Here is a 25358-nt window from a genome sequence, read left to right on the forward strand (position 1 = left end):
GATCAGCGGAAGATTCATGCGGCCGATGACGATCCCTGCCGCGGGCGAGTTGACCGGCTCCTCGCCGTTGCCGAAGGGGTCAGCGACGGTGGCAAGGCGATCGCCCTTCTCGACCCAAGCGCCAAGCGGACGCGCGAATCGAAGCATGCCGCTACTGTGGGCGCGCGCCCAGACACTGGAGCGTGCGATGACAGGCTGATGCGCTGGACGTGGTCGACGCGTGCCGTCGCGGATCATCCCCAGCTGTCGCATCACGGCGAGGATGCCGCGCACCCCGGCACGGATTGAGAGCTCATCGAAGCGCAGCGCCTCGCCGGCCTCATAGAGCAGCACCGGCACATCGAGCGCGGCTGCGGCCGCGCGCAAGGAGCCGTCGCGCAGGTCGGCGTCGAGGATGACCGGTGCGCCAAAGACCCGCGCCAGGGTGGGGATGCCAATCTCGTCCACACGCGCTCGGATCTGCGGCAGGTTCTCACGGTGTGCGGCGCCGGTGTGGAGGTCGATCCCCAGGTCACTGTCGGCGATGATCTCGCTCATCAGGGTCGCCGCGAGTCGGCCGGCCAACGAGCCTCCCTCGGAGCCCGGGAAGCTGCGATTCAGGTCTCGGCGATCCGGCAGATAACGCGAGTGGCGCACGAAGCCATAGACGTTGACGACGGGCACGGCCAACAGGGTGCCGCGCAGCGAGCGCAGGGCGGTGCTGCTGAGCAGGCGGCGAATGATCGCAATGCCGTTGATCTCGTCGCCGTGCACGGCCGCTGTGACAAAGAGTCGCGGGCCTGGGCGCCGGCCGTGCAGGACATGGACCGGCAGGACGACTGGATTCTGCGTGAATAGGCTCGGTAGGGGGAGGTCGATCCGGGCGCGCCCTCCGGGGCGTACCAGCTCTCCGCCAATCCGTACACCCTTGCCGGTGCTAGCCCTTGCCACGGGTGCGGGTCTTGCCGGCGACCGCGTCTTTTTCGATAAAGGTGATCATCTGGCCGGCGATGTCCTTGCCAGTCGCTGCCTCGATGCCCTCGAGTCCTGGTGATGAATTGACCTCCATCACGACCGGGCCGTGATTGGAGCGGAGCACATCGACACCGGCGACATTCAGACCCATGATCCTCGCGGCGCGCACCGCCGTGGAGCGCTCCTCTGGGGTGATCCGGATCAGCTCGGCGCTGCCGCCGCGGTGCAGATTGGAGCGGAACTCGCCCGGTTTGGCCTGCCGGCGCATCGCCGCGACAACCTTTTCCCCGATGACGAAGCAGCGGATATCGGCGCCCTTGGCCTCGCGGATGTATTCCTGCACCAGGATGTTGACCCGCAGGCCGAGGAAGGCCTCGATCACGCTTTCGGCGGCCTGACGGGTCTCGGCCAGGACCACGCCGATCCCCTGGGTGCCTTCCAGCAACTTGATCACCAGCGGTGCGCCGCCGACCATCTTGATCAGGTCTTCGATATCGTCTGGGGTGTGGGCGAAGCCGGTGATCGGCAGGCCGATGCCGCGTCGAGAGAGCAACTGCAGTGAGCGCAGCTTGTCTCGGGCGCGGGTGATCGCGACCGACTCATTCAGAGGGTAGACATTCATCATCTCGAACTGGCGCAGAACCGCGGTGCCGTAAAAGGTCACCGAGGCACCGATGCGCGGAATCACCGCATCATAGCCGGTGAGGGTCTCGCCCTTGTAGTGGATCGAGGGTGCGTGCGAGGTGATATTCATGTAGCAGCGCAGCACATCGATCACGCGCGCTTCATGGCCTCGCTCACGTGCGGCCTCGGCGAGCCGGCGGGTCGAGTAAAGCTTCGGGTTACGCGACAGGATGGCGATCTTCATCTCATCTCCGGGTTTGATAGGGGTGGCGGCTGCGTACCACCCCGGGCCGGCCAGAGCTAGCTCGGTTGCTTATCAGGCTGAGTTTAGGCATTAGTCACTGGTGCTGCGCGGCTGGCTGGTTTGAGAGCCGCCGCTGCGAGCGGTCTCGATCAACAGCAGTATCACGCCGATGCTGATCGCGCTGTCGGCCACATTAAAGGCAGGCCAAGGGTTGAACAAGCGCAGCGGGATCAACGGCAGGTAGACCTGGATGAAGTCAACCACATGACCGTAAGCGACGCGGTCGATCAGGTTGCCGATCGCGCCCCCGATGATCAGCCCGAGTGCAGCGGCCAACAAGCGCTCGCTGCGTTGCAGGCGCAGCAGCCAGATCACCAGTGCCAGTGTCACCAGGACGGCGAAGCCCGCGAACAGCCATCGCTGCCAGCCGCCCGCGTCGGCCAAGAAGCTGAAGGCGGCGCCACGATTGAACATCAGGGTCAGATTGACGTTGGGTAGGACCTCGAGCGCCTGGTAAGGCGTGAGTGCGCTCAATACCAGCCACTTGCTGGACTGGTCGACGAGGATCACGACAACGGAGAGCCAGAGCCATTGTTTCATCGGGTGCGAGCGATTCCTGCGCGAGGTTGAGGCCGTTTCGGGCCGGAAAACGGTTTCGGGTCTGAGAATCAAAGGGGCAGCGCCTGCCCGGTTGCAGTCGTGCCTAGTCGGCGAAGATCTCGTCGAAGAAGCTCTGCATCCGCTGCCAAGAGCGGGCATCGGCCTGCGGATCATGCTGCAGGTTCTCGATCCCATAATCGCCAGCATTGGGATTCGTGAAGCCGTGGCGTGCCCCTCCATAGATATCCATCTCCCAATTGGCGTTAGCCTCCTCGAGCTTGTTCTGGAAGTTGGTGACGACCTCGGGGGCGACAAAGCTGTCGGCTTGGCCGTGAAGCACGAGGATCTCAGGCTTGATCTTGCCAAAGGCCTCTTCTGGGGCCGCTGGCAGTGAGCCATGGAAGCTGACCACGCCATCGATGGCGGAGCCGCCATAGGCCATCTGCAGCACGGTGCCGCCGCCAAAGCAATAGCCGATGGCGGCAATCTGGTCGGCATTCACTTCAGCAGAGGCTTCAAGCTGGACGAGCCCAGCATTGGCACGCTGGCGCCACAGCTCCGGATCGACCGTTACCTCCTGCATCCATTCCCTGGCCTGTTCAGGCTGGTCTGTGACCTGGTTGTTACCGTACATATCTGCGGCAAAGGCAACATAGCCCAGCTCGGCAAGCATGCGGGCGCGCTTCTTGGCGTAGTCATTCAGCCCCCACCACTCGTGGATCACGAGGATGCCAGGGCGCTGACCCGCGACGGCGTCATCCCAGTACAGGTGACCGGTGAGTGGAACGCCTTCGTCTTCATAACTGACGGGCTTCGATTGCACCTCGGCCTGGACCGGGCCCATCGCCAGGCTGACGGCAAGACCGGCAGCAAGGGCTGAGGCGGTGATAAGTGGCTGAGCGAGGGGGGTGTCGAGACGCATAGTGGGTCTCCTGATCAGGGTTTCGGATACGGGGATCGACTGCTGTTAGCCGTCGTTGAGCCGTCGTCGGCCACGGGCGCTGGCGTTGAGACGATAGACGCATCGGCGGCATCCCGACAAGCATAGAGCAGTGAACCGAGCCGATGGCTCGGTTTTCATCGAGAAGATGGCAGGGTAGACTCAGGGTCCCGCATTGGGTGCCCTGTGTAGAATCAGAGGCGGAGGGCAAGCACTCGGGCTCGGCGCTTTGAGCTGCCCCGAGCACCAACGCCTCCTACTTTCCATCCTGAGCGCAGTATCGCGATGAACGACACCCAGCCCCTGTCCGGTTCCGAGCGTGATATCGCGCTCTTCGCCACCCTGCTTGGCGAGGTGTTGCGCGAGCATAGCCGTAAGCGCGTGCTCGTGGTCGTGGAGCGCTTACGGGAAGGTTTTCTGAAGCTCCGTGAAGAGGATGATCCGGAGCTGCGCGCCAAGCTGATGAAGCGCATCAACGGGCTCGATCCCCAGACCCTGTCCGAGGTCATCCGCGCCTATACCATCTATTTCAGTCTGGCTCATCTGGTCGAGGATGTGCATGCCTTCCTGCATCGGCGCTCGCTGGTCAGTGCTGGCGGGCGGCTATGGCGCGGCTCGTTTGATCATACGCTGCGCCAGCTTCATGCCGACGGAGTTGATGCCGCTAGGCTGCAGCAGCTATTGCATGAGCTCGCGTACCTGCCGGTGTTCACCGCGCATCCGACCGAGGCAAAGCGGCGGACCACGCTGGAGACCCATCGACGCATCTTCCTGCTCGCCCTCGATCTGCACCGACACAAGCTCAACGAGGAAGAGCAGCAGGACCGGTTGGGCCAGATCCTGAGCGAGATCCAGGTGCTCTGGAAGACCGATGAGGTGCGTGTGCACAAGCCCCAGGTCACCGACGAGGTGCGCCAGGGCCTGTACTTCTTCCGCGAGTCCTTGTTCGCGACCCTGCCGCAGGTCTATCGCAATCTCGAGCGTGCAGTGCGTCGGCTCTATGGGGGCGACAGCGGGGTGATCGTGCCGAGCTTTGTCGGTTTTGGCTCCTGGATCGGCGGTGATCGTGATGGTAATCCGTTCGTGAAGCCAGAAACCACCGAGCTGGCCGTGCGTATGCACTGTGAGCTCGTGCTTGAGGAATACATCACACGGGTGCAGCGGCTGGCCCGCATCCTCAGTCATTCGAGCCTGTTGGTGCAGCCATCGACGCCCTTCCTCGACGCCCTTGATGACGATGAGGACTACTGGCTGCACACCATGCGCCAGACCCATCGCCGCTACTTTCATGAGCCCTATCGGCGCAAGCTGTTCATCGTGCGCCACCGACTCGAGACCACGCTGGCGCGGGTGCGGGCGCGCATCGAGGATGACCAGAGTCCGGAGATCCTGCCAGAAGGCTATGCCCACGAGGGCGAGCTGCTCGATGACCTCCATCTGATCCGCGACTCGCTGATCAGCCACGGCGACGCCAACGCCGCGGATGGCGAGCTCAAGGATCTATTGCGCTTGGTCGAGACCTTTGGCTTCCACCTGGTACATCTCGATGTGCGTCAGGAGTCGACGCGTCATACCGAGGCCGTGATCGAGCTGTTTGCGCGCCAGCCCGGCGCGCCGCTCTACGATGCCTTCAGCGAGGAGCAGAAGCTGCTGGCCTTGGCCGAGGCGATTGGACATCCGCATCCATTCCACGTCGACAAGGGCACGCTGACCCCAGAGACTCGGGAGACACTAGAGGTGTTCGAGTCGATGGCTCGGATGCGCGCAGAGATCAGCGAGCAGGTCTTTGGTGCCTATGTGATCTCTATGACGCACAGAGCCAGTCATGTCATGGAGGTGATGCTGCTGGCGCGCTTGGCCGGGCTTGCCGGGCATACCCCGGACGGTTGGTTTTGCCATCTGCGCGTCTCACCATTGTTCGAGACCATCGAGGACTTGGCGCACATCGACCAGGTGATGTCGGCGCTGTTCGATAATCCGACCTATGCAGCACTGCTCAAGGCCTCGGGGAACCTCCAGGAGGTCATGCTCGGCTACTCGGATTCCTGCAAGGATGGCGGTATCTTGGCCTCTGCCTGGAACCTCTACGAAGCACAGGAAAAGATCATCGCGCTTGCTCAGGAGCGTGGCGTCAAGTGCCGATTGTTCCATGGTCGGGGCGGGACCATCGGCCGTGGCGGCGGCCCCACCCACGAGGCCATCCTGTCGCAGCCGGAAGATACAGTACATGGACAGATCAAGTTCACCGAGCAGGGCGAGGTGCTGTCGTATCGCTATGCGAATCCGGAGACGGCCCTCTACGAGCTGACCATGGGGATCAGCGGCCTGATGAAGGCAAGCCGCTGTGTGATCGAGCCACCGATTAAACCACGCAAGGATTACCTTGGCATCATGGAAGAGCTGGCGCGACTTGGAGAGGCGCACTACCGACATCTGATCTGCGAGACGCCAGGGCTGCTGGACTATTTCTACGAAGCGACCCCGGTCGATGCGATCGCGCTGCTCAATATCGGCTCGCGGCCCTCGCATCGGAAGAAGGCAGACCGCTCGCTGGGCTCGATTCGCGCGATTCCCTGGGTCTTTGGCTGGGCGCAGGCGCGCCATACGCTTCCGGCCTGGCTTGGCATCGGCAGTGCGATCGAGCAATGGCGGGACGGCGATCTGGAGCGCCTGGCCAAGCTCCAGCGGATGTACCAGGAATGGCCCTTCTTCCGCGCGATCCTGAGCAACACCCAGATGTCGCTATTCAAGGCGGAGATGAAGATTGCTCAGGAGTATGCGCAGCTGGTGTCGGATGAGGCGCGCGCCGAGACCATCTACCGCGCCATCGCGGACGAATACCAACGCACTCTAACTCAGGTCCTGAATGTCGCTGGATTGCATGCGGTGATGGAGGAGACGCCGGAGCTGCAGCTCTCATTGGCGCGGCGCAATAGCTATCTCGATCCGTTGAATCACATCCAGATCACCCTACTGGAGCGCTATCGCAACGAGCCCAGTGAGGATGCGCGCAAGGAGTGGCTGGACCCACTGCTGCGCTCGATCAATGCGATTGCGGCAGGCATGCGCAACACGGGCTGATCGGGTAAGTTCTTCGCGCGAGTCGCTGCAGTTGCGCTATCAGCCATTCTATTGCGAAGAGAATATCTGGTGGCTGTGTGCCGAGCCACCGCCGGGGGTGACGATCGAGCAGGTGATCTTTGTCGCCGGTTTGCATGGGATCTGCCCCATCGCTGAGCAACGCGCCGGCGGGGTCGATGGCATTGCTTGGTGGGATTACCACTGCATCGGCCTTGATCACGAGCGACGCATCTGGGATCTGGATTCGCGCTTGCCCCTGCCGGTTGCTGCGAGCACCTGGCTAGCTCGCAGCTTCCCGAACACAGCGGGCCTGCCAGCGGCGCTGCAACCGTTGTTTCGCCTGGTTCCAGGCGCGGACTACTTACGGGACTTCTGCAGCGATCGGCGCCACATGCGGAGTGCCGATGGTGGCTGGCTGCAGCCTCCGCCGCCATGGCCTTGTATCGGCGCTGACGAGAATCCTGCCACGGCAGCGTCTGATCGCCAATCCAGCGTCATGGGGCACGCGGGTGGGGCTGCTGGCAGCAACCTGCTGAGCTATCGCGACTTGTCGGAGCCTGATGAGGGCCCCGGCGTCGTGCTCGATCTGGCCGCTTTCCGAGCCGCTTGCCGCTGAGTCCTTGCAGCCGGCCGTCTTTGCCGGCGTTCTCCCCCATGTTTAATGCTGGTACTATCCGCCGTCGAAGGTCTGCGCGCTCGCGCTGCTGACGGCGTGGACTGTCTTGAGGCCACTGGCGTTATGGAGTCATGCGATGTCTGAGCTGCTTTACAAGGCGAACCCATCGGTCTGGCGCTCACATCCGTTCGGCGCTTTCATCGCATGGATTCTGGTGCTATTCGGTGCACTGATCGCGCTCACGGGGAGCATTCCCTTCGTGCCGGCGCCGACGCGACCGATCCAACTGCCAGACGGTCTAGAGGTCAGTTGGCTGGGTTATGCCCTGCTTGCGATTGGCCTATTTCAGCTGTTGCGCTGGTGGCTGACGACGCTGATGGATCAGCTCGAGATCTACGAGCGTGAGCTGGTCTGGACCCATGGCCTGCTGAGTAAGGAATACACAGAGATCAACATGGCCTCGGTACGCACCGTGCGTATTGAGCAGTCGTTATTTCAACGCATTGTTGGAGCCGGCGACCTGCAGATCTTTACCGCAGGAGACGACCCCGAGCTCAGGATTCGCGGGCTGCCGCGGCCGCAAGAGATCCGCCAGCACATCAAACGCCAGAGCGCGGCCGATGATTGAGATGAGTAGACATGGGCATAGGCCGCGGCGCGATCGATGGCTGATCAATCCTGACCGGGCAACTGATACCAGCCGATATCGCCTATCCGGGTGGGCGCTGTGGCGACTCGTCGTCGCGGTGCTCGTGCTCACGGTCGGTCCGGCGGTTGCGGACACTGGAGCGCTGGACCGGATTCAGGCGGCGGAGACTATCCGCATCGCCTACGCGCCGAATGCCTATCCCATCGCGTTCAAGGATGCCGAAGGGGTGCCGCGCGGCTATTCGGTGGACCTCTGTCGGCATATCGTGACCAGCGTGCAACAGGCGCTCGGCCTTGATGCCCTCGAGATCGCCTGGATCGAGGGCAACACCCCGAGGCGCGTGGCGGCCGTAGCCAACGGCGAAGCGGACATCGAATGTGGCACCACCACCATGACCCTGGCTAGGCAGCGCCGGGTCGATTTCTCTAACGTCGTTTTTGTTGAATCTGGCGGGATCTTGGTCACGAGCGACCGCGGTCTGCGTGGCCTGACCGATCTCGCGGGTCGCAAGGTCGGAGTCGTCCCTGACACCACGACTGAGCGACGTTTGCGCCCAGCGCTGAGTGAGCGTGACATCGAGCTGGAGCTGGTCCCGATCCGTGATGCCAAGGACGGTTTGGAACGGCTGGTCGCTGATGATCTCGATGCGGTTGCTGGCGACCGTTTGGTGCTCGTTGGCCAGGTCGCAGAGACCGGCAAGGCGGAGAACTTTGCCATTGTCGATGCCAGTTTTTCGGTCGAGCCTTATGCGTTTGCGCTACCCCGTAACGATGCCGATTTTCGGCTGGAAGTGAATCGGGCGCTCGCTGGCGTTTACCGCGGTGGTGAGATCGAGCGCATCTTCCAGCGCTGGTTTGGTGAGGATTCAGCGCCCACACGCTTGCTCGAGACGATCTATTTCATCTACGGCTTTGCCGACTGATTGGATGGAGCGCTGGGGGGATGCGCTGGGCGCATGGGTTGGGCGCATGGGCTGGGGCAGGGTCGCCTAGACAGTTGCGTCCTGGAATTGCAGCGCAGCGAGTCGCGCATAGAGACCGTCCTCTTCGAGCAGGGCCTGATGACGGCCGCTAGCGACCAGGTGACCCTGATCGAGCACCAGGATGCGATCGGCATTGCGCACGGTCGCCAAGCGGTGGGCGATGACGATGCTGGTGCGGCCGTGCATCAGATGCTCGAGTGCATCTTGAACCAGGCGCTCGCTCTCGGCATCGAGCGCACTGGTCGCCTCGTCCAAGAGCAGCACCGCCGGGTCGCGCAGGATGGCGCGGGCGATCGCGATGCGCTGACGCTCGCCACCGGAGAGACGGACCCCTCGCTCGCCGAGGAAGGTCCGATAGCCGTCCGGTAGCCGTTGGATGAACTCATGGCCGTGAGCCGCTTGGGCCGCAGCCTCAACGACGGCGTCATCGGCATCGAGTCCGTAGCGGATGTTCTCGAGCGCGTCCGCAGCAAAGATGACCGGATCTTGCGGCACGATGACGATCTGGCGTCGAAAGTCTGCGGGCTCCATCTCGCGCAGGTCGACGCCGTCGAGTCGCAGCCTTCCCTGTTGCGGATCATAAAAGCGTAGCAGCAGATGAAACAGCGTCGACTTGCCCGCACCGGAAGGGCCGACTAGCGCAACCTGCTCGCCTGGCGCGATCTCGAGATCAATGTCAGCTAGGGCGGGATGCTCAGGACGAGACGGGTAAGTAAAGCTCAGACGTTCGGCGGTCACACGACCCTGAACCGGCTGTGCCAGCGGGCGCGGCTTGGCGGGCGGCTTGATCCCCGGCTCGGTCTGGAGCAACTCCATCAAGCGCTCCGCCGCACCGGCGCCGCGCAGCAATTGCCCGGCGATATCTGACAGGGCGCCGACATTGCCGGCAACAAGGATGGCGTAGAACAGGAAGGCCGACAGCTCGCCACCAGTGATTCGACCAGCGAGCACCTCGCGGCCGCCAAACCAGAGCACGACCCCGATCGCCCCAAAGGTGAGCAATGTGACCAGGGTGCTCAGCAATGCACTGGCGACGGAGCGCTGCATCGCTGTGCCGAATGCCTCCTCAACGCGATCGCTATAGCGGGCGCGATCGATCGACTCGTGACAAAAGGCCTGAACCGTCCGGATGCCGTGCAGGGTCTCGTCGACATAGGCGCCGACGTCGCCGATGCGGTCTTGGCTGAGCCGGGACAGCCGCCGTACACGATGACCCAGGAGCCAAGCCGGCACCAGCACCAAGGGTACCCCGAGCAGGACGAGCTGCGTGAGCTGGGGGCTGGTGATGGCTAACATGACCAGGCTGCCCAGCGTGAGCAGCGCACTGCGCAGACCCATCGCAAGGGTCGAGCCAACCACCGTTTGCAGCAGCGCGGTGTCGCTGGTCAGTCGCGAGATCACCTCGCCGGTGCGTGTCGTCTCGAAGAAGCCAACGTTCAGGGTCAAGGCGCGTTCAAACACCGCTTGGCGGACATCGGCAACGATACGCTCGCCGAGCCAGTTCAGGAGGTAGCTGCGCAGCCCGACAGCCAGGCTTAACAACACCACCACGAGCAAGAATAAGAGCAGGGCCTGGTTCAGTGAAGCCGGCGAGCCATTCGCGAGCCCGGTGTCGACCACCTGACGAATCACCTGACCGAAGGCCAGCAGCGCGCCAGCTGCGAACAGCAAGGCGGCAATGGCGAGCAGCAAGCGGCCTACATAGGGGCGTGCGAAGCCGAGCAGGCGGAGCAGCGGACGCAAACGGCGTCCGCGTGGCCGACCCAGGGGATCAGCTGACGATGTCGAGGTTCGCATGGGGTGCTGTCCCTGGCTCGACGCGGTATTCCGCCCTGCCTGTGCGGCGCAACGCGTGAGGATAAAGCAAGGCCGCCGCGCCTTCGGCTGTGGCTCCTCTACGGACGCGGCGAGCTAGGTCAGAGATGCGGGCGGGTGGTGCTGAGTGAGCAAGCGCAGCCCGTTAGCTGACACTGATCCGGGGTTAGGTCCGGAGTAGGTCGTAGAGCCTATCCTTGAGCAGCAAACGCTCCTTCTTCAGATCCTCGATGGTTTCATCGGCAACAGGAGTGCCGAGCTCCTCGAGTTGACGGACCTTGGCGTCTAGGTTGTCATAGGAATCCATGAGCTCGGCAAAGGTCGAATTGCTCGCGCGCATCTCGTCGATCTTGCCTTCGAGCTCCGGAAACTCATGGATCACATCGTGACTTTCTCCAAGCATCGGCTTGCGAACCTCCGGGACGGCATCGCCTGAGACGGCGACACCGGTATCGTGGTGAACGGTTGATGGACGGGCCGCGGCGCCGCAATTGCCAACGCACGCAAGACCCTCTCCAGAATTGTAAACCAGCCGTAATGATGTGCTGTCAGCACGGGCGGGAAAAACCTGATCTACGTTAGCAAAAAGGCAGGAATTGAGATCAAGTCTCGCGTTGCTGGGCCTTGGTGCTGCGCCTTGGCGATGTCGGCAGCCTAGTCTGTATTGGCGTCCATCGCCTTGATGACTGCCTCGGTGATGTCGCCGTCCTCGTCGAGGTAGACAACGCCGGCCTGATTGGCTTCGAAGACTGCGTCGATCTTGCGTTGTTTGGCAACACTGATCACCGCGTCGCGGGCTGGCTTCAGGATCTTCTGACCTTCCTGCTGCTGGGCTTGCACAAGCTGCTGCTGGATCTTGGCGAAGTCTTGCTCAAACTGCTCGATGCGGCCCTGGATCTCTTGCTCGGTCTTCTCAACTTGCGCAGTGCTCATCAAGGGCTTATCGCGCTCAAGCTTTTGTTGTAGCTGACGAATGGCTGCCTCTTCTTCGGCGAAGGCCTGCTGCTCCTCACCGAAGCGTTCTTGCAGATTGGCCTGGGCCTGCTGGCCAAGGGCACTTTCCTCCAACACGCGCTGCATGTCGACATAGCCGATCTCGCTGGCCAGCGCTGATGTGGCGAGGATCAGAGAGGTCGCGAGCAATAGGCAGAAGATGGCAAAGCGGTGTTTCATGGCTGAGCTCCTGAGAGACGGGTGGCTTCCGCGCTTGCCGGAAGCCGTGATTGCTGCGTGATTGTATACCGCTCGAGCGCTCAAGTTCAGCGCAGCGCTGTCAAGGGGGTGGCAGGTCGCGCTCCGGCTGTGTCGAGCCAGGAAAGCGAGCCATTGAAGCGAGTCAGGGAAGCGCGCCGCTAGAGGGGCTCGCTGGAAAAGCTAGGGGCAAGCATTGCTGATGAAGCCGCAGAAGGAGGAGTCCTGACAGGGATGACCGATCCCTGTCGGCCACAGAGCCGGTGGCGCGCACTGCGTGCTTAGGCGTTACAATTCAGGGTCATTGACCTGTTGCTGTGATAGGGCCCTGCGCCCTCGATACCGGAGGATGGAACGCATGGCAGGCTCTCTACAGGACCAGCTGGTGAAGGCCGGGCTCGCGACCGAGCAGCAGCTCCGGAGCACCAAGTCGAAGAAGCGCAAGCAAAAGCGCTCTGGCACTCAGCCTCCGGACGCGGCTCAGCGCCAGCAGGCGACTGAGGCCGCGGCCGAGAAGCGAAAGCGAGACCAGGAGCTGAATCGCCAGCGTGACGAAGAGGCAAAGCGCAAGGCCGAGCAGATTGCGTTGTGGCAGTTGGTGCGCGATAACCGGGTTGCGCGCTCGGGGGGGGATACCGCCTACAATTTTACCGATGGCAAGGCGCTGAAACGGCTCTATGTTAGTGCAGCGCAACACCAGGATCTGGTTGCTGGCAATCTGGCCATCGTTCGCCACGACGATTTCTACGAGCTGGTGCCAGCCGCCGTGGCCGAGCGGCTCGCGGCCGCTGAGCCGGCCCTCGTGCTGGTGCACAATCGCCCCGAGTCCGACGACGGCGACGACGAGTACGCCGACTACAAGGTGCCGGATGATCTGATGTGGTGAGTCGGTCACCTCTGGAGCTGAAGCCCAATGCCGGAACCCACTGAAAAGCGTCTCGCCCTGCTGATTGATGCCGACAATGCGCAGGCCTCGGTGATCGATGGCCTGCTCGAGGAGGTTGCCAACTATGGCACCGCGCAAGTCAAGCGTATCTACGGCGATTGGACGCGGCCAAATCTGGTGGGATGGAAGGAGGTGTTGTTGCGGCACAGTATTCAGCCGCGGCAGCAGTTCGCCTACACAAAGGGTAAGAACGCCACCGATGCCGCGATGGTCATTGACGCCATGGACCTGCTGCATAGCGGAGGCTTCGATGGCTTTTGCCTGGTCTCGAGCGACAGTGATTTCACGCCGCTGGCTGCACGGATTCGTGAATCGGGCCTGCGGGTCTACGGGTTTGGCGAGCAGAAGACGCCAGATGCCTTCGTCGCAGCCTGCGACAAATTCATCTTCACCGAGCTGCTCAAGGGCGAGGGCACGGCCACCAAGTCACCAAAGCGGCTCGGGACCAAGGAGCTGCGCGCGGATGCGCGATTGGTGACCCTGATGCGGCGAGCCGTCGAGGATACGGCCGACGATGATGGCTGGGCTGAGCTCTCAAGTGTGGGCAACACCATCAACAAGCGCGCGCCGCAATTCGATCAGCGCAGCTATGGCTATGCCAAGCTCAGCGAGCTGATCAAGGCCACCAAGCTGTTTGAGGTTCAGGCGCGGCTGATCGGTGATGGTCCGAGCAAGCATTTCTATATCCGTGATGCGCGCGCGGCCGAGGGCGACTGAGCCTGTTTGCCCGATTCATCAGCGCCGCTCGCCGGAGGCTGAACCCGAATGACGCTCGTTGATACCCATTGCCATCTCGATGTCGAGGCGTTCGACGCTGATCGTGCTGAGGTCTTGGCCGAGGCCCGTGCTGCCGGTGTCGCATCGATTGTGGTTCCAGGCATCGATGCCGACGGCTGGGATAAATTGTTGGGGTTGTGTGCCAGTGACGCAGGACTCTATCCGGCCCTTGGACTGCATCCGCTCTATCTGCACCGACATCGAGAGGGTGATTTGGCTGCGCTAGAGCAGCAGTTGGCCGAGACCCAGGTGGTGGCCATCGGTGAGATCGGCCTCGATTTCCATGCCAAAGACCCCGATCATGATCGCCAGCTGGCGCTCTGCCGCGCCCAGCTCGCCATTGCTCAAGGGGCACAGCGACCGGTGCTCCTGCACGTGCGCAAGGCGCATGAGGAGATGCTGCGATTGTTGGCTGAGACACCAGTGGTTGGTGGAACTGCGCATGCGTTCAATGGCAGTCTCCAGCAGGCGCAGCGCTATATCGATCTGGGCTTTTGCATCGGCTTTGGCGGCATGTTGACCTTCGAGCGCTCGCGCCGGCTGCGACACCTAGCTGCCGAGCTGCCACTGGAGGCGATCGTGCTCGAGACCGACGCCCCGGATCTGACGGTCGCTTCCCATCAATACCAGCGCAACAGTCCGGCCTATCTGCCCGAGGTCTTGCAGGCCCTGGCGGCGGTCCGCGATACGGAGCCTGCACAGATCGCAGAGCAGACGACCGCGAATGCGTGCCGGCTCTTGGGGCTGCAGGCCTCAAGCTCCTAGAGGTCTTTGTCAATGACAACCGATGAGGCTGATGCGGGCGATGCAGGCGCCCGCCCAGTCAGGGATGCGCAAGCAGAGACGCCTTCGGGCCTAGCGGAGCGCACGCGTATCCTGATCGGTGACGAAGGGATCGCGCGTCTGCGAGCCGCGCGGGTCTTTGTTGCCGGACTCGGTGGCGTTGGCTCCTTCGCGGCGGAAGCGCTGGCGCGTGCCGGGGTCGGCGAGCTGATTCTGGCCGATTGCGATACTGTCGCCGCGTCCAATCTGAATCGACAGCTGTGTGCGCTGCATAGCACGCTGGGCCAGGAGAAGACCGGCGTCGTCTGCCGGCGCATCCGCGACATCAATCCCGACTGTCGCCTGACGCCCATGCAGCGATTCTTGGCCGCCGACGAGCTGCCAGCACTGATTGGAGATGGCGGCTTCGACCAGGTTGTCGATGCAATCGATAGCCTTAACAGCAAGTTGGCCTTGCTTACTGCGGCCATGGATTCAACTGTCCCGGTCGTCAGCAGCATGGGTGCTGGCGGTCGGCTTGACCCGGCCCGGATTCGCGTCGGCGATCTGATGGATAGCCGTGGTTGTCCGCTGGCGCGTAAGGTTCGCCAGCAGTTACGCAGACGCGGTTGCGGGCGCGGTATTGCTGCCGTCTGGTCCGATGAGTCGCCGCGTCAACCGCTCCCGCCAGAGCCCACTTCACGAGGTCGGGCGCGGGCAGTCAATGGCACCATCAGCTATCTGCCTGGACTCTTCGGCTTGACCCTGGCCGGTCTCTGTGTGCAGCACCTGCTCGGCGCCGGAGGGTCCGACTGAGACGCGGATCGCGATGCTGCTGATTCAGATCGAGTGGGCGCTGGTCAGCCGGCCTTGTGATCACCTAGAGAGCCAAGCCCGCTCAATAAGCTGGCTCACTCCTCGAGGCCGAGCTCGCGCTGGATTGCCTCGCCCGCGCGCAGGCTGAGCTCGACGCGCCGATTGCGGGCGCGCTGCTCAGGCGAGTCGTTCGGCACTAGAGGTCGTGTCTCGGCGTGTCCGAGCACGATGAGGCGCGCGGCATCGAGCGCCTCGTTCTCGAGCAGGACATTGGCGACTGTGGCAGCTCGCATCGCCGACAGGTCCCAGTTGCTTTGGAATCGCTGACTGCTGATAGGCACGTTGTCGGTGTGTCCGTCGATCGCGATATAACCGGGCATCTCGGTAAACTCGCTCGAGAGTGTCATGAGCAGCTGTCTCAATGAGTCACTGAGCTCGGCCGACCCTGACGGGAAACTTCCCTTCTCATCGATGCGGATGATGATGTCGAGGCCAGCGCGCTCAACCGCCACATTGCCTGGGGAGTCGGCCTCGCGGATCTTCTGCGCAATCCGCTCCTGCAGCTCATTGAGTCGCTCGGCGACGCGGGAGTCGATCTCGCCTGAGGCAAGGGTCGGCTTTTCGAGGTTGGTCCTTTGCCGCACCTCGTCAAAGGGGATCGGCTGCACGCGGCCAGGTGAGAACTCCTTCATGACCGGGCTTGTTCCCATCGGGATGACGTCGACGGGGACGTCGCGCTGCACCCCAAAGGCCTTAGCGAGCTCGCCGGCGAGACGTTTGAAGCGGATGGCGTCGATCTCGGCGAAGGACAACATCAGCACGAAGAAACAGAGTAGCAGGGTCATCATGTCTGCATAGGTCACCATCCAGGGTGGTATCTTGCTGCACTTGACGCGCTTCTTAGGCATTGCCTGGCTCCTGTTGCGTGTCGGTGCCAGCCGCGCCCTTAGCCGCTTCATCGGCGTCCCCGCTCTCGCGCTTCTCTCGGCGCTCCTGGGGCAGGTAGGTGACCAGCATCTGCTCGACAATCCGAGGATTGCGTCCCTGCTGGATCGCCAGCAGAGCATCGGTCCACAGCGCTTGTAACTGCTCCTGCTGCAAGGTACGAAGCTCGAGCTTCTCTGCAATCGGGTTGGCGATCACGTTCGCGATCAGCACCCCGTAGAGGGTGGTCAGCAAGGCCACCGCCATCGCGGGACCGATCGAAGCCGGGTCACCCATGTTGGAGAGCATATCGACCAGGCCGATCAAGGTCCCGATCATGCCCATCGCCGGCGAAACCTCGGCAAGCAGGGTGAATGCCCGAGCACCGGAACGATTGTGCTCCAGGGTGAGCAGACGCTCTTTGTCGAGCACCTCTCGGAGCATGTCTGGCGAGTACCCATCGGCCAGCATCTGCAGACCCTTCGTGAGGAACTGCGAGTCGGATTCATGATCCTCGAGCGCCAGAAGACCACTCTTGCGGGCAGTCTTGGCGATATCGAGCATCTCGTCGATGGTCGATTCGGTGTCGGGTAGGCTGGACCGAAAGGCCTTCGCAACCGAAAGGCCTTCGCAGACGCTTTCAGTGCGTTGCGCACCTCGGAAAGGCTCATCTGCGAGAGCACGATCAGGATGCTTCCCCCGACCACGATGAGCAGACTGATGGGGTTGACGAAGATCAGCGGCGAGGTTCCGAGCGAGATCGCTGTGACGATCATGATCGTCGCACCGAGCATGCCGATAATGGTCGCCAAGTCCATGTCCTAGCCTCTTAGGTCAACTGCTCGGATGGTCGTTGCTGGTCGAAATCGACGGCGAACCATGTTAACCCATTTTCGCGAGCATAAAGGGGAGACCGGTGGCGAGCAGACTGTCGGCGGCAGTGCAAAAGGCATGTGGCGAAGAATCGCTGTGTTATGGCGCCGGTTGCCTGATGTGACTCCGTGCGCCAAGCGCAGTTCCGCGGTCCCCGCTTGTGCCTCCTAGGCGTGACTTGCGGTGGCCGCTAACAGGGCACAAGAAGAGCCAGGCTAAGTCACCTTGATCTCAATCTGCTCGCCGGTCTCTGGGTCTGATAGGTGCACCGCGCAGGCGATGCAAGGGTCAAAGGAGTGAATGGTGCGCAGGATCTCCAGTGGTTGATGCGAATCATGTAGCTGGGTGTTGTCGGCGAGCGCCGCCTCGTAGGCGCCTGGCACGCCAGATGGATCACGTGGACCGGCGTTCCAGGTCGAGGGTACCACGGCCTGATAGTTGGCGATCTTCTCATTCTCGATCACGATCCAGTGCCCAAGGGCTCCACGTGGCGCCTCCATAATGCCGGCGCCTTGGGCCCGTTTTGGCCAGCTTGCAGGCTCCCACAGTGCGGCGTTGAAGGTCTGGGTATCACCGGCGCGGATGTTGGCGACCAGTGCGTCGTACCAGGTCTGCATCGCATCGGCGACGATCTTCGACTCCAGGGTGCGCGCGGCAGTGCGTCCGAGGGTTGAGAACAACCCCTCGACCGGCAGATCGAGCCTGTTGAGCGAATAGTCGACCAGCTCCTTGGCCTGGGCATGAGCGGGTGCGCTGCTGTCGGCATAGAGCAGCAGCATCCGCGCGAGCGGTCCGACCTCGACCGAGTGGCTGTTCCAGCGTGGTGACTTGAGCCAGGAGTAGCCGTCGTCGACGTTGAGCTGCTTGTAGGGCGGCTTGGGACCGCCGCGGTCGTCATAGTCGAGCTTGGTCTCGCCCTGGTAGGGATGCAGGCCGGCCTGCTTGCCATCCTTGTAGTCATACCAGGCGTGGGCAATGAATTCTTGGATCTCGCTCTCGGCATGGAGATCGACCGGATGGATGGTGCTGAGGTCGCGGTTGAGGATGGCGCCGCGCGGGAATAGCAGGTCGGAGAGGTCGCTGCTGTCGGCGTTCGAGCCGCTGTAGGGCAGATCGCCGTAGCAGAGGAAGTTGCCGAGGCCCTCACCCTTCTGGGCCCAATCCTTGTAGAAGCCAGCGATGGCCAGCGTGTCCGGGATGTAGACCTGCTCGACGAAGGCCTGCATGTTCTTGATCAGATCCTGGACCTGCGACAGCTTCTTGGCGTTGATGGCCGAGTCGGAGTTCAGGTCGATCGGCGAGCCGACGCCGCCGACGATGAAGTTGGGGTGCGGATTCTTGCCGCCGAAGATCGCATGCAGCTTGGACACCTCACGCTGCCAGGCCAGGGCCTCGAGGTAGTGCGCGACCGCCATCAGATTGGCCTCGGGCGGCAGCTTGTAGGCCGGGTGGCCCCAGTAGCCGTTGGCGAAGATGCCGAGCTGGCCGCCATCGACGAAGGTCTTGAGCCGCTTCTGCACGTCGCTGAAGTAGCCCGGCGAGGACTTGCCCCAGCTACTAGTGCCCAGATCGGCCGCGGTCGTGGCGCTGATCTGCTGCGCCAGCTGGGAGGTCGCGGATGGATCGGCGCTCAGCGCCGAAACCACGTCGACCCAGTCGAGCGCGTGCAGATGATAGAAGTGCATTACATGGTCATGGATGTACTGCGCGCCGATCATCAGGTTGCGGATCAGCTGTGCGTTGGGTGGGATCGGATAGCTCAGTGCATCCTCCACGGAGCGCACCGAGGCGATGCCGTGCACCAGGGTGCAGACGCCGCAGATGCGCTGCGCATAGGCCCAGGCGTCGCGTGGGTCGCGCCCGCGCAGGATGATCTCGAGTCCGCGCACCATGGTGCCGGACGAGTAGGCCTTGGCAATGTCCTGACCATTCATCTCCGCTTCGATGCGCAGATGGCCTTCGATGCGGGTGATGGGGTCGACGACGACGCGCTCGCTCATGATTTTTCAGCCCTTTCGCTCGATTCTTGTGCTCACACGCGGTGCGCGTGGGAGCAGGATGTCGGTGGCGGCGATCATCCGGCAAGGCGGCGCTCTCGGAATCCTTCCAGCCTCTTCGCGGGGCTGTCCGGACATTGGCGCCAGCGCTTGCCGGGTGTCTGCCTAGCCTTTGTCTTCTCTCTCGACCAGGTGATCCGCGATCATCTCGGTGAGTCCGACGACGGGGATGTCCATGTTGAACTCCTCGAGGCCCTCTTCGAGCTGGGTGCGGCAGGTCGCACACATGGTCACCATGCGCTCGGGCTCGACCTCCTCGATCTGTGCCTTCTTGCGCTTGAACGCGGCCATCTTCAGCTCTTCGGCGCGCTCGTTGGAGCTGACGCCACCACCGGCGCCGCAGCACCACTGGAATTCGCCGTGCTCCTTCAGGTCGACGAAATCGCCAGCGACCAGATCCATCAGGCTGCGCTGTTGCTGAACCACGCCGCTCTTGCGTGCCAGGTTGCAGGGGTCATGCATCGATAGGCGATCCATCTCCTTGCCCTCGGTCTTGATGCGCCCATCGGCGCGCAGCTGATCGAGGACCTCGATGATGTGATAGACCTTGAACGGATAGGCGCGCTTGATCGCGTTCGGGCCTTCCCAGCGGATCGCCGTGTAGGCATGGCCGCATTCGGGGCTGATCACGTTCTTGACCTGGAGCTGCTCGGCAGCGTCGACGACGCGCTGCACCAACTGAGCAGCGATGTCCTTGGAGCCGATCTGGATGCCGGCGTTGGTGGCCTCGAAGCAGGTCTTGCTCAGGGTCCAGCTCACGCCCGCGTGGTCGAAGATCTTGGTGATGGCTTCCAGGTACTCGGGGAAGTTGATGATCTCCATCGACGAGAGCAGCACCAGATACTCGGCGCCTTGTTTGTCGATGGGTACCTCGAGCCCGGTCGCGGTCTCGACATGTTTGATCTGGACCTCGAGGGTCTTCCACTGCAGACCCATGGGGCTGCCGGTATTGACCGCGCGCACCGAGGCAGCAATCAGCCCTTCCGGCGAATGGCCCGAGGCCACCATGCCCTCACGGGCCTTGCGGATCATATAATGGATATCGTTACCGACCGGGCAGACCATCGAGCAGCGACCGCACATGGTGCAGGAGTCGTAGAGCAGTGGCTCCCACTCCTCGAGCATCTCGTCGGTGATCAGCGGCTTGGATTCGCGCCCGAGCTTGGCGTCGATGCGGTCCTTGACCGTCTTCTTGAGCTTGCCCCAGAGGGTGTATTCCTGCTCCCAAAGCAGCCGCAGCGGCTCGAGCTTATGGATCGGGGTGTACTTTGGGTCACCGGTCTCGACGAAGAACGGGCAGGCTTGGGCGCAGAGACCGCAGTGCACGCAGCTGGAGAAGAAGGACGCAACGGGTGCATCGATCTCTTCGCGCCAGGCGTTGAGCCCGCGCTCGAGGGAAAATTGGTTGGCGTCCTGGGTCATGACTGGATCCCCTTACGGCCGAAGATGGCGCCGTTGTAGTAACGGGCAACGAAGGCGGTGAAGATGTGCGTGAGCTTGGTGAAGGGCAGCACGATCAAGAAGATCTCGGCGCTCAGGATATGCAGCCCCAATGCGAGCGGATAGGGGTTGATCAGCCGGTGATAGGCCAGGTAGCCGGTGAGGACCGGCAGGAAGGTGACCAGCCAGATCAGATAGTCTTCAGGCGTGCTCAGGAAGCGCTTCACCGGATGCTTGAGCCGATGGATCAGCACGGCGACCAGGCTGAGCAGCGTGATCGCAGTGACGGCATCGACGACGGGGTTCGGCAGCCCGGGCCAACTGACCCCAAGGGTGCTCTTGATCAGCTCGACATGGGGGATGAACAGCAGCAGGGCAATCACGAAGCCGACGTGCCAGAGCGTGCCGACCACCACATCGAAGGTGGAGCGCTTGAAGGTGCCAGGGTCCGGGTTGAAACGCCGATAGATCGTTTTCAATCCCGGGATCACCTCGTTGCCGCGCGCTGCGGCATAGTTATGGGCGCGCCCGAGCGCGAAGATCTCAAACAACCGAATCAGGATGCCGAGCGCAAAGATAGCGACCGCGATGCTAAAGAGCGGTCCCTTGGTCAGGAGGAGGAAATCCATCGAGGTCATCAAAGCTTCTCCTCTAGTTGATCGGCGGTGACCTTGTCGTGGTGTTTGGCGGCCTGCTTGCTCTGGTTGCGACTCATCAGGCCCGCGCCGACCCCGGCCGCTGCGCCGACGACACCGGCGGTGAGCAGGACGTCACCGGGCGCGCCGGTTGGCACCGAGAGTGCGTTGTAGAAGCCGCCGGCGTCCCAAAAATCAGGCTCCGAGCAGCCAAGGCAGGGGTAGCCGGCCTCAACGGGCCAGCTTGCGCCGCCGTTCCATTTCATGGTGGCGCAGGCGTTGTAGGTCATCGGCCCCTTGCAGCCGAGCCGGTATAGGCACCAACCGGCCTTAGCGCCCTCGTCGTCGAAGGTTTCGGCGAACAGGCCTTTGTCATAAAACGGCCGGCGGTAGCAGCGATCGTGGATCGACTGGCCGAAGAAGGCGCGCGGGCGGTTGTATTCGTCGAGCTCGGGCAGGGTGCCAAAGGTGAGGAACTGGGCCAGCACGCCGGTGATGACCATCGGCACTGGCGGGCAGCCAGAGACATTGATCACCGGCTTGTCCTTGACCAGGTCTTGCACCGAGACCGCGCCGGTGGGGTTGGGATCGGCCTTGGGCAGTCCGCCAAAGGTGGCACAGGTGCCGACGGCGATCACCGCGGCAGCGCCATCGATGGTCTCCATCAGCATGTCGTAGTTACTGATGCCGGCGATGGTCGAGTAGCCGGGGTTCGCGTTCGGGCCGGGCAGGGAGCCATCGACCACTACCAGGTATTCACCGGCGTTGGTATTCATCGCCTGCTCGCGGGCGTGCTCGGCGGCATCACCAGCGGCGGCCTGCAGCGTGTGATGGTAGTCCAGTGAGATGACGTCGAAGATCAGACTCTCGACCGTCGGTGAAAAGCTGCGCGTCAACGACTCGGTACAGCCGGTGCACTCCTGGAAGGAGAGCCAGATCACCGAGGGGCGACGCGCTTGCTCAAGCGCCTTGGCAATCGCTGGAGCCATGCTCGGCGGTAATGCCATCATCGACGCCGTCGCGGCGCAGAATTTCAGGAATCCACGGCGTGACACCCCGTGCTGGCGCAGGCTCTCGCCTAAGGTCTTCGATGAGGCCATCGTTTCTCCTGCCATTGCTGGAAGATCAGCTGTCAGTGGCGGGACTCACCCGCCGGATCGGTCGCCGTTGCTGACGCGAGCGTTGCGTCTAAGGCGGCCAATGAATCGGTGATATCGGCGCGCTGAGTGCGCAGCATCTGAGGAACCTCGTCGACCTCGATCTGTAGCGCGATGCGCTCGCCGTCCACATTCGCGTAATCGAGCACCCAGACGCCGGGGAAGCGGGTCTCCCAGACGCGGGTCGGACCCAGCGCATCAACGCTGGCCTCGACCTCGCCGCGCCCAAGCGCTGCCATCAGGCGATCCTCGTCGCCAGGGCCAAATGGCATGGCGGCGAGATCGATGCGGGTGGGCTCGCCTTGCTCCGCGAGCCGCGCCAGCGCATGGCGGATCTCGTTCAGGATCGGCAGCGCGTTGCCGAATTGCTGCGGCTCGGCTTCGGGCTGCTCGATGCGAATGGGGATGTCGGAGAGTTCGGCCATCGGGCTCCTCTATCGATTGTTGATTATGTTAGGCATAGCTTATTGAATCGTGTTTGACCTATCGCACAGTTTGCTTCTGATGGCGCTATAACCTTGTAATTCTCTGAGAAATATCATGGCTCCACCCTGGGCGTCGTGCCTCTTGTGGCATCCCCGCCGCTATGGCTCGAGATCGGCCTTGGGCGCGTCGCGGTCTAGTTTGAGGTGTCGCGCCAGCGCTGCAGCAATGTCTGGATCTCGCTGACCACCCGAGGGACTGCGGCGGCCACGGCGGGGGTGAGCTGATCTCCCCAGTCGACCTGCTGAGGCTCGATACCGATCAAGGCACGCTGCCGAGGCAGTGTGTCGGTCAACCGAGCGATATCGAAGAGATCAGCGAGACTGACCTCATGCACGCTCTTGGCATGCTTGCTCAGCTGTTGATCCATCGCCACGCCTTCGAATAGACGTACGGTCCCGGGCGGGTCGCCCATCGCGGCGGCATCGACGACGATCAGCCGACCTGCGTCGCCGATCGGCCCGGCGAGCGTGAAGCTGAGGGTGCCGCCGTCGTAGAGGCTGATGTCAGGGTCGGTGTCCGCGATCGGCTGCAGGGCCTTCAAGACCGCGGCGCCGACGGCCTCGTCAGTGAGCAGAATGTTGCCAAGGCCGAGGATCAATGTGCCTTTACCAGGCATAGCGAGGTCTCCGGTCGATGAGTCGGTGCACCCAGAGGGCGATCGGGTGCCTGATGCAGGCTCGCATCGGCGAGCGATTGATATAAGCCGCTTGCGATCGGACCAGGCTCGGCCTTAGCCTGCCAGTATTGCGATATCACGACGGAGAAGTGCCCCATGTGCATGGGCATTCCAATGCAGATTCTCGAGATCAACGGCTTGGGCGCGCGCTGCGAGGCCAAAGGGGTCGAGCGCGAGGTGAGCCTGTTGATGCTGGACCCGGATGAGCTGGCGGTCGGGGATTTTGTCGTTATCCACCTCGGGCACGCGATCGAAAAGACATCGGCTGAGCGTGCCGCGGATGCCTGGGCGGTGTATGACGAGATGCTGGCTGCTGAGGCCGGCGAGATCGCCGCTGGCGACAGCCTGCGCTGAGGCCCAAGTCGGCGCCTGGTCTGGCGCCGACTTGGGCTCGTATCGGCGTTTTGGGAAGATGCGCTCTGAGCAATTGCTCTGGGCCAGATACTGCAGGACAGGCGCCGCTGACAGAGATGCTTTCCCAGATGCTCTTCTGTGCCGGCGCTCTCAACAAGTCTAGTCAATCGGCGTTGGCGAAATCGTCAGCAATCTCGTACTGCCGCTGGACCTCGTCGAGGTGGGCGTTGCCTTCGCCCTCAACGAGCTCGCAGTTGTTGGCCATGCGCGCATGCATCGCCGCCTTCCAAGCGCGATTGGTTTTCTTGTCCGGGAGCATGTTGTCGGGCGTGAGCGCGGCGGCGACGGCAGCGGCGACAAAATGATCGGCCTGGGCGAGCCAGTCGGTGTCTTTGCCGCAGTCGGTGTAGGTCTTGGTCGACCAGGCCTTAGCTGCGCGATAGGCGTCCTCGAGCTCCGGCTCGGAGACGTCGGTGCGCAGGCCGGTCTCGATCGCTCGCTTTACGCGCTCGTCGCGGCTGAGATGGGCGAGGCTTTGCGCAAAACGTAGGCCGATGAGCCGTTGTTGCTCGACGGAAAGACGATCGAGCAGATCACGAAGCTGTTTGTCGTTGCTGATAGTCGCCATGCGGGGAATTCTCCTATGCTCTTGGCATCGCCTACTATCTTGCCTCTACCACCTGCGCTGCATTGACGTGAATCACAGCCCATGAAGCGAACCGTTTTCTTTGTCTCTGAAAGCACTGGCATCACGGCCGAGACCCTCGGTCAGAGCCTGCTCTCGCAGTTCGATAACGTCGATTTCGAGCGAGTCTACATGCCCTACATCAATACCGAGGCGCGCGCTCGGGCGCTGACGCAGCGCATGCACGAGGCCGCAGAGCGCGACGGCGCCCGCCCCTTAGTGTTCTCGACCATGCTCGACGCTGGAATTGCTGCAATTCTCAGGGAAGGCGACTGCTTTCATCTCGAGCTGTTCGAGCAGTTCGTCGAGCCCTTGAGTGCCGAGCTCGGTGTCACCCCGAGTCGCGAGTCTGGGCGCAGTCATGCCATCACCAAGCCGAGCATGTACACCAAGCGCATCGAGGCGATCAATTTCGCGATGGCCAACGACGATGGCGTGCGCCCGGATAATTTCCGTCATGCGGACGTGGTCTTGGTTGGGGTCTCGCGCTCCGGGAAGACGCCGACCTGCCTTTATCTGGCGATCCACTATGGGCTGCGCGCAGCCAATCATCCGCTGACCGAGGACGACTTCGAGCGCGAGGCCTTGCCGCCGGAGATCGGCGCTGTCAAGGAGAAGGTCTTCGGGCTCACCATCGAGGCGCGGCGTCTGCATCGGATCCGCGAGGAGCGACGACCAGGCAGCGAGTACGCCTCGCTGGCGCGCTGCCGCAACGACATCCGCCTCGCGCACGAGATGTTAGGCAGGCTCGGCGTACCGGTGCTCGACACCACCAGCCAGTCGATCGAGGAGATCTCGGCCCAAGTGCTTCGTGGTCTGCGCAATTCCGGCAATCACTGACGCGGCCATTGAGATCAGGATGCCGAGCGCCGATACTGCCGCGCTCTTGTAGGACCGAGGGGGCGGCTGCCTCGGTCCCGGACTCGTTCCTCCGGAATCGTCCCTCCGGAATCGCAATAGCGCGAAGGCAACTGTGATGAAGCTCGGTATCCCAAAAGAGACGCTCGCCGGCGAACGGCGAGTCGCGACCACCCCGGATGTGGCCAAGAAGCTCGTCGCCAAGGGCTTCGAGGT

Annotated in this window: 26 protein-coding genes; 10 read left to right on the forward strand and 16 right to left on the reverse strand. The window is 62.6% G+C overall.

The features are described from left to right. The 4 genes from ACY693_RS01320 to ACY693_RS01335 all read right to left on the reverse strand — a co-directional run. Positions 1-930 (reverse strand): succinylglutamate desuccinylase/aspartoacylase family protein (locus tag ACY693_RS01320; protein WP_462320024.1); only part of this gene is annotated, 930 nt, incomplete at its 3' end. Continuing rightward, the gene (rimK, locus tag ACY693_RS01325; protein ID WP_462320025.1) at positions 917-1822 is read right to left on the reverse strand and encodes a 30S ribosomal protein S6--L-glutamate ligase; all 906 of its coding nucleotides are present in this window, start codon (positions 1820-1822) and stop codon (positions 917-919) included. The genes ACY693_RS01320 and rimK, both read right to left, overlap by 14 nt. A 90-nt stretch (positions 1823-1912) precedes the next feature. After that, positions 1913-2422, reverse strand: a complete 510-nt coding sequence (lspA, locus tag ACY693_RS01330; protein WP_462320026.1) for a signal peptidase II — start codon at positions 2420-2422, stop codon at positions 1913-1915. A gap of 103 nt (positions 2423-2525) precedes the next feature. Beyond that, positions 2526-3344 (reverse strand): dienelactone hydrolase family protein, encoded by an 819-nt coding sequence (locus tag ACY693_RS01335; protein ID WP_462320027.1) that lies wholly within the window; start codon positions 3342-3344, stop codon positions 2526-2528. Between the two features lie 303 nt (positions 3345-3647). Between ACY693_RS01335 and ppc the strand changes: the two genes are divergently transcribed. The 4 genes from ppc (at position 3648) to ACY693_RS01355 (ending at position 8630) form a co-directional block, all read left to right on the forward strand. After that, the gene (gene ppc / locus ACY693_RS01340) at positions 3648-6443 is read left to right on the forward strand and encodes a phosphoenolpyruvate carboxylase (protein WP_462320028.1); all 2796 of its coding nucleotides are present in this window, start codon (positions 3648-3650) and stop codon (positions 6441-6443) included. Between the two features lie 31 nt (positions 6444-6474). Then, positions 6475-7059 (forward strand): protein N-terminal glutamine amidohydrolase, encoded by a 585-nt coding sequence (locus ACY693_RS01345; RefSeq protein WP_462320029.1) that lies wholly within the window; start codon positions 6475-6477, stop codon positions 7057-7059. A 136-nt stretch (positions 7060-7195) separates the two neighbouring features. After that, complete coding sequence (locus tag ACY693_RS01350) at positions 7196-7687, forward strand: PH domain-containing protein (RefSeq protein WP_462320030.1); 492 nt, start codon at positions 7196-7198, stop codon at positions 7685-7687. 1 nt (position 7688) lies between these two features. Continuing rightward, the gene (locus ACY693_RS01355) at positions 7689-8630 is read left to right on the forward strand and encodes an amino acid ABC transporter substrate-binding protein (RefSeq protein ID WP_462320031.1); all 942 of its coding nucleotides are present in this window, start codon (positions 7689-7691) and stop codon (positions 8628-8630) included. 66 nt (positions 8631-8696) lie between these two features. Here the strand turns inward: ACY693_RS01355 and ACY693_RS01360 are convergent, their stop codons facing one another. The 3 genes from ACY693_RS01360 to ACY693_RS01370 form a co-directional block, all read right to left on the reverse strand. Further along, entirely contained in the window at positions 8697-10487 is a 1791-nt protein-coding gene (locus ACY693_RS01360; RefSeq protein WP_462320032.1) for an ABC transporter transmembrane domain-containing protein, read from the reverse strand. Positions 10488-10671: 184 nt separating this feature from the next. Then, on the reverse strand, positions 10672-10908 hold the full coding sequence (locus ACY693_RS01365; protein ID WP_462320033.1) for a YdcH family protein: 237 nt from the start codon (positions 10906-10908) through the stop codon (positions 10672-10674). A 251-nt stretch (positions 10909-11159) separates the two neighbouring features. Continuing rightward, a complete protein-coding gene (locus ACY693_RS01370) occupies positions 11160-11678 on the reverse strand; it encodes an OmpH/Skp family outer membrane protein (protein ID WP_462320034.1) in 519 nt (172 codons plus the stop codon). A 376-nt stretch (positions 11679-12054) separates the two neighbouring features. On the opposite strand from ACY693_RS01370, the gene ACY693_RS01375 reads away from it, so the two are divergent. The 4 genes from ACY693_RS01375 to ACY693_RS01390 are packed head-to-tail and all read left to right on the forward strand — an operon-like array spanning position 12055 to position 14997. Then, positions 12055-12582 carry a DUF2058 domain-containing protein gene (locus ACY693_RS01375; RefSeq protein ID WP_462320035.1) on the forward strand — a complete coding sequence of 176 codons (528 nt, stop codon included), beginning with the start codon at positions 12055-12057 and terminating at the stop codon, positions 12580-12582. Positions 12583-12609: 27 nt separating this feature from the next. After that, complete coding sequence (locus ACY693_RS01380; RefSeq protein WP_462320036.1) at positions 12610-13359, forward strand: NYN domain-containing protein; 750 nt, start codon at positions 12610-12612, stop codon at positions 13357-13359. A gap of 48 nt (positions 13360-13407) precedes the next feature. After that, entirely contained in the window at positions 13408-14184 is a 777-nt protein-coding gene (locus ACY693_RS01385) for a TatD family hydrolase (protein ID WP_462320037.1), read from the forward strand. A 12-nt stretch (positions 14185-14196) separates the two neighbouring features. Then, positions 14197-14997, forward strand: a complete 801-nt coding sequence (locus tag ACY693_RS01390) for a tRNA threonylcarbamoyladenosine dehydratase (RefSeq protein ID WP_462320038.1) — start codon at positions 14197-14199, stop codon at positions 14995-14997. A gap of 95 nt (positions 14998-15092) precedes the next feature. Here the strand turns inward: ACY693_RS01390 and ACY693_RS01395 are convergent, their stop codons facing one another. The 8 genes from ACY693_RS01395 to ACY693_RS01430 form a co-directional block, all read right to left on the reverse strand. After that, positions 15093-15905, reverse strand: a complete 813-nt coding sequence (locus ACY693_RS01395; protein WP_462320039.1) for a flagellar motor protein MotB — start codon at positions 15903-15905, stop codon at positions 15093-15095. After that, positions 15898-16485 carry a MotA/TolQ/ExbB proton channel family protein gene (locus ACY693_RS01400; RefSeq protein ID WP_462320040.1) on the reverse strand — a complete coding sequence of 196 codons (588 nt, stop codon included), beginning with the start codon at positions 16483-16485 and terminating at the stop codon, positions 15898-15900. Before ACY693_RS01400 ends, ACY693_RS01395 begins: the two co-directional genes overlap by 8 nt. 524 nt (positions 16486-17009) lie before the next feature. Next, a complete protein-coding gene (locus tag ACY693_RS01405; protein WP_462320041.1) occupies positions 17010-18794 on the reverse strand; it encodes a nickel-dependent hydrogenase large subunit in 1785 nt (594 codons plus the stop codon). Positions 18795-18956: 162 nt separating this feature from the next. After that, positions 18957-20273, reverse strand: a complete 1317-nt coding sequence (locus ACY693_RS01410; RefSeq protein ID WP_462320042.1) for a (Fe-S)-binding protein — start codon at positions 20271-20273, stop codon at positions 18957-18959. Further along, positions 20270-20932, reverse strand: coding sequence for a hypothetical protein (locus ACY693_RS01415; RefSeq protein ID WP_462320043.1), 663 nt, complete (start codon positions 20930-20932; stop codon positions 20270-20272). Before ACY693_RS01415 ends, ACY693_RS01410 begins: the two co-directional genes overlap by 4 nt. After that, the gene (locus tag ACY693_RS01420; protein ID WP_462320044.1) at positions 20929-22026 is read right to left on the reverse strand and encodes a hydrogenase small subunit; all 1098 of its coding nucleotides are present in this window, start codon (positions 22024-22026) and stop codon (positions 20929-20931) included. Before ACY693_RS01420 ends, ACY693_RS01415 begins: the two co-directional genes overlap by 4 nt. 32 nt (positions 22027-22058) lie before the next feature. Further along, entirely contained in the window at positions 22059-22508 is a 450-nt protein-coding gene (locus ACY693_RS01425) for a hydrogenase expression/formation C-terminal domain-containing protein (protein WP_462320045.1), read from the reverse strand. A 194-nt stretch (positions 22509-22702) separates the two neighbouring features. Further along, positions 22703-23185, reverse strand: a complete 483-nt coding sequence (locus ACY693_RS01430) for a hydrogenase maturation protease (RefSeq protein WP_462320046.1) — start codon at positions 23183-23185, stop codon at positions 22703-22705. Between the two features lie 156 nt (positions 23186-23341). Here ACY693_RS01430 and ACY693_RS01435 point away from each other — a divergent pair, with 156 nt between their 5' ends. Beyond that, positions 23342-23599 carry a HypC/HybG/HupF family hydrogenase formation chaperone gene (locus tag ACY693_RS01435; protein WP_462320047.1) on the forward strand — a complete coding sequence of 86 codons (258 nt, stop codon included), beginning with the start codon at positions 23342-23344 and terminating at the stop codon, positions 23597-23599. 163 nt (positions 23600-23762) lie between these two features. Here ACY693_RS01435 and ACY693_RS01440 read toward each other — a convergent pair whose 3' ends face one another. After that, entirely contained in the window at positions 23763-24227 is a 465-nt protein-coding gene (locus ACY693_RS01440) for a hypothetical protein (protein ID WP_462320048.1), read from the reverse strand. A gap of 81 nt (positions 24228-24308) precedes the next feature. Between ACY693_RS01440 and ppsR the strand changes: the two genes are divergently transcribed. Then, positions 24309-25124, forward strand: a complete 816-nt coding sequence (gene ppsR, locus ACY693_RS01445) for a posphoenolpyruvate synthetase regulatory kinase/phosphorylase PpsR (protein WP_462320049.1) — start codon at positions 24309-24311, stop codon at positions 25122-25124. The last annotated feature ends 234 nt before the right edge of the window (positions 25125-25358 follow it).

This window comes from Halochromatium sp. (assembly GCF_054919635.1).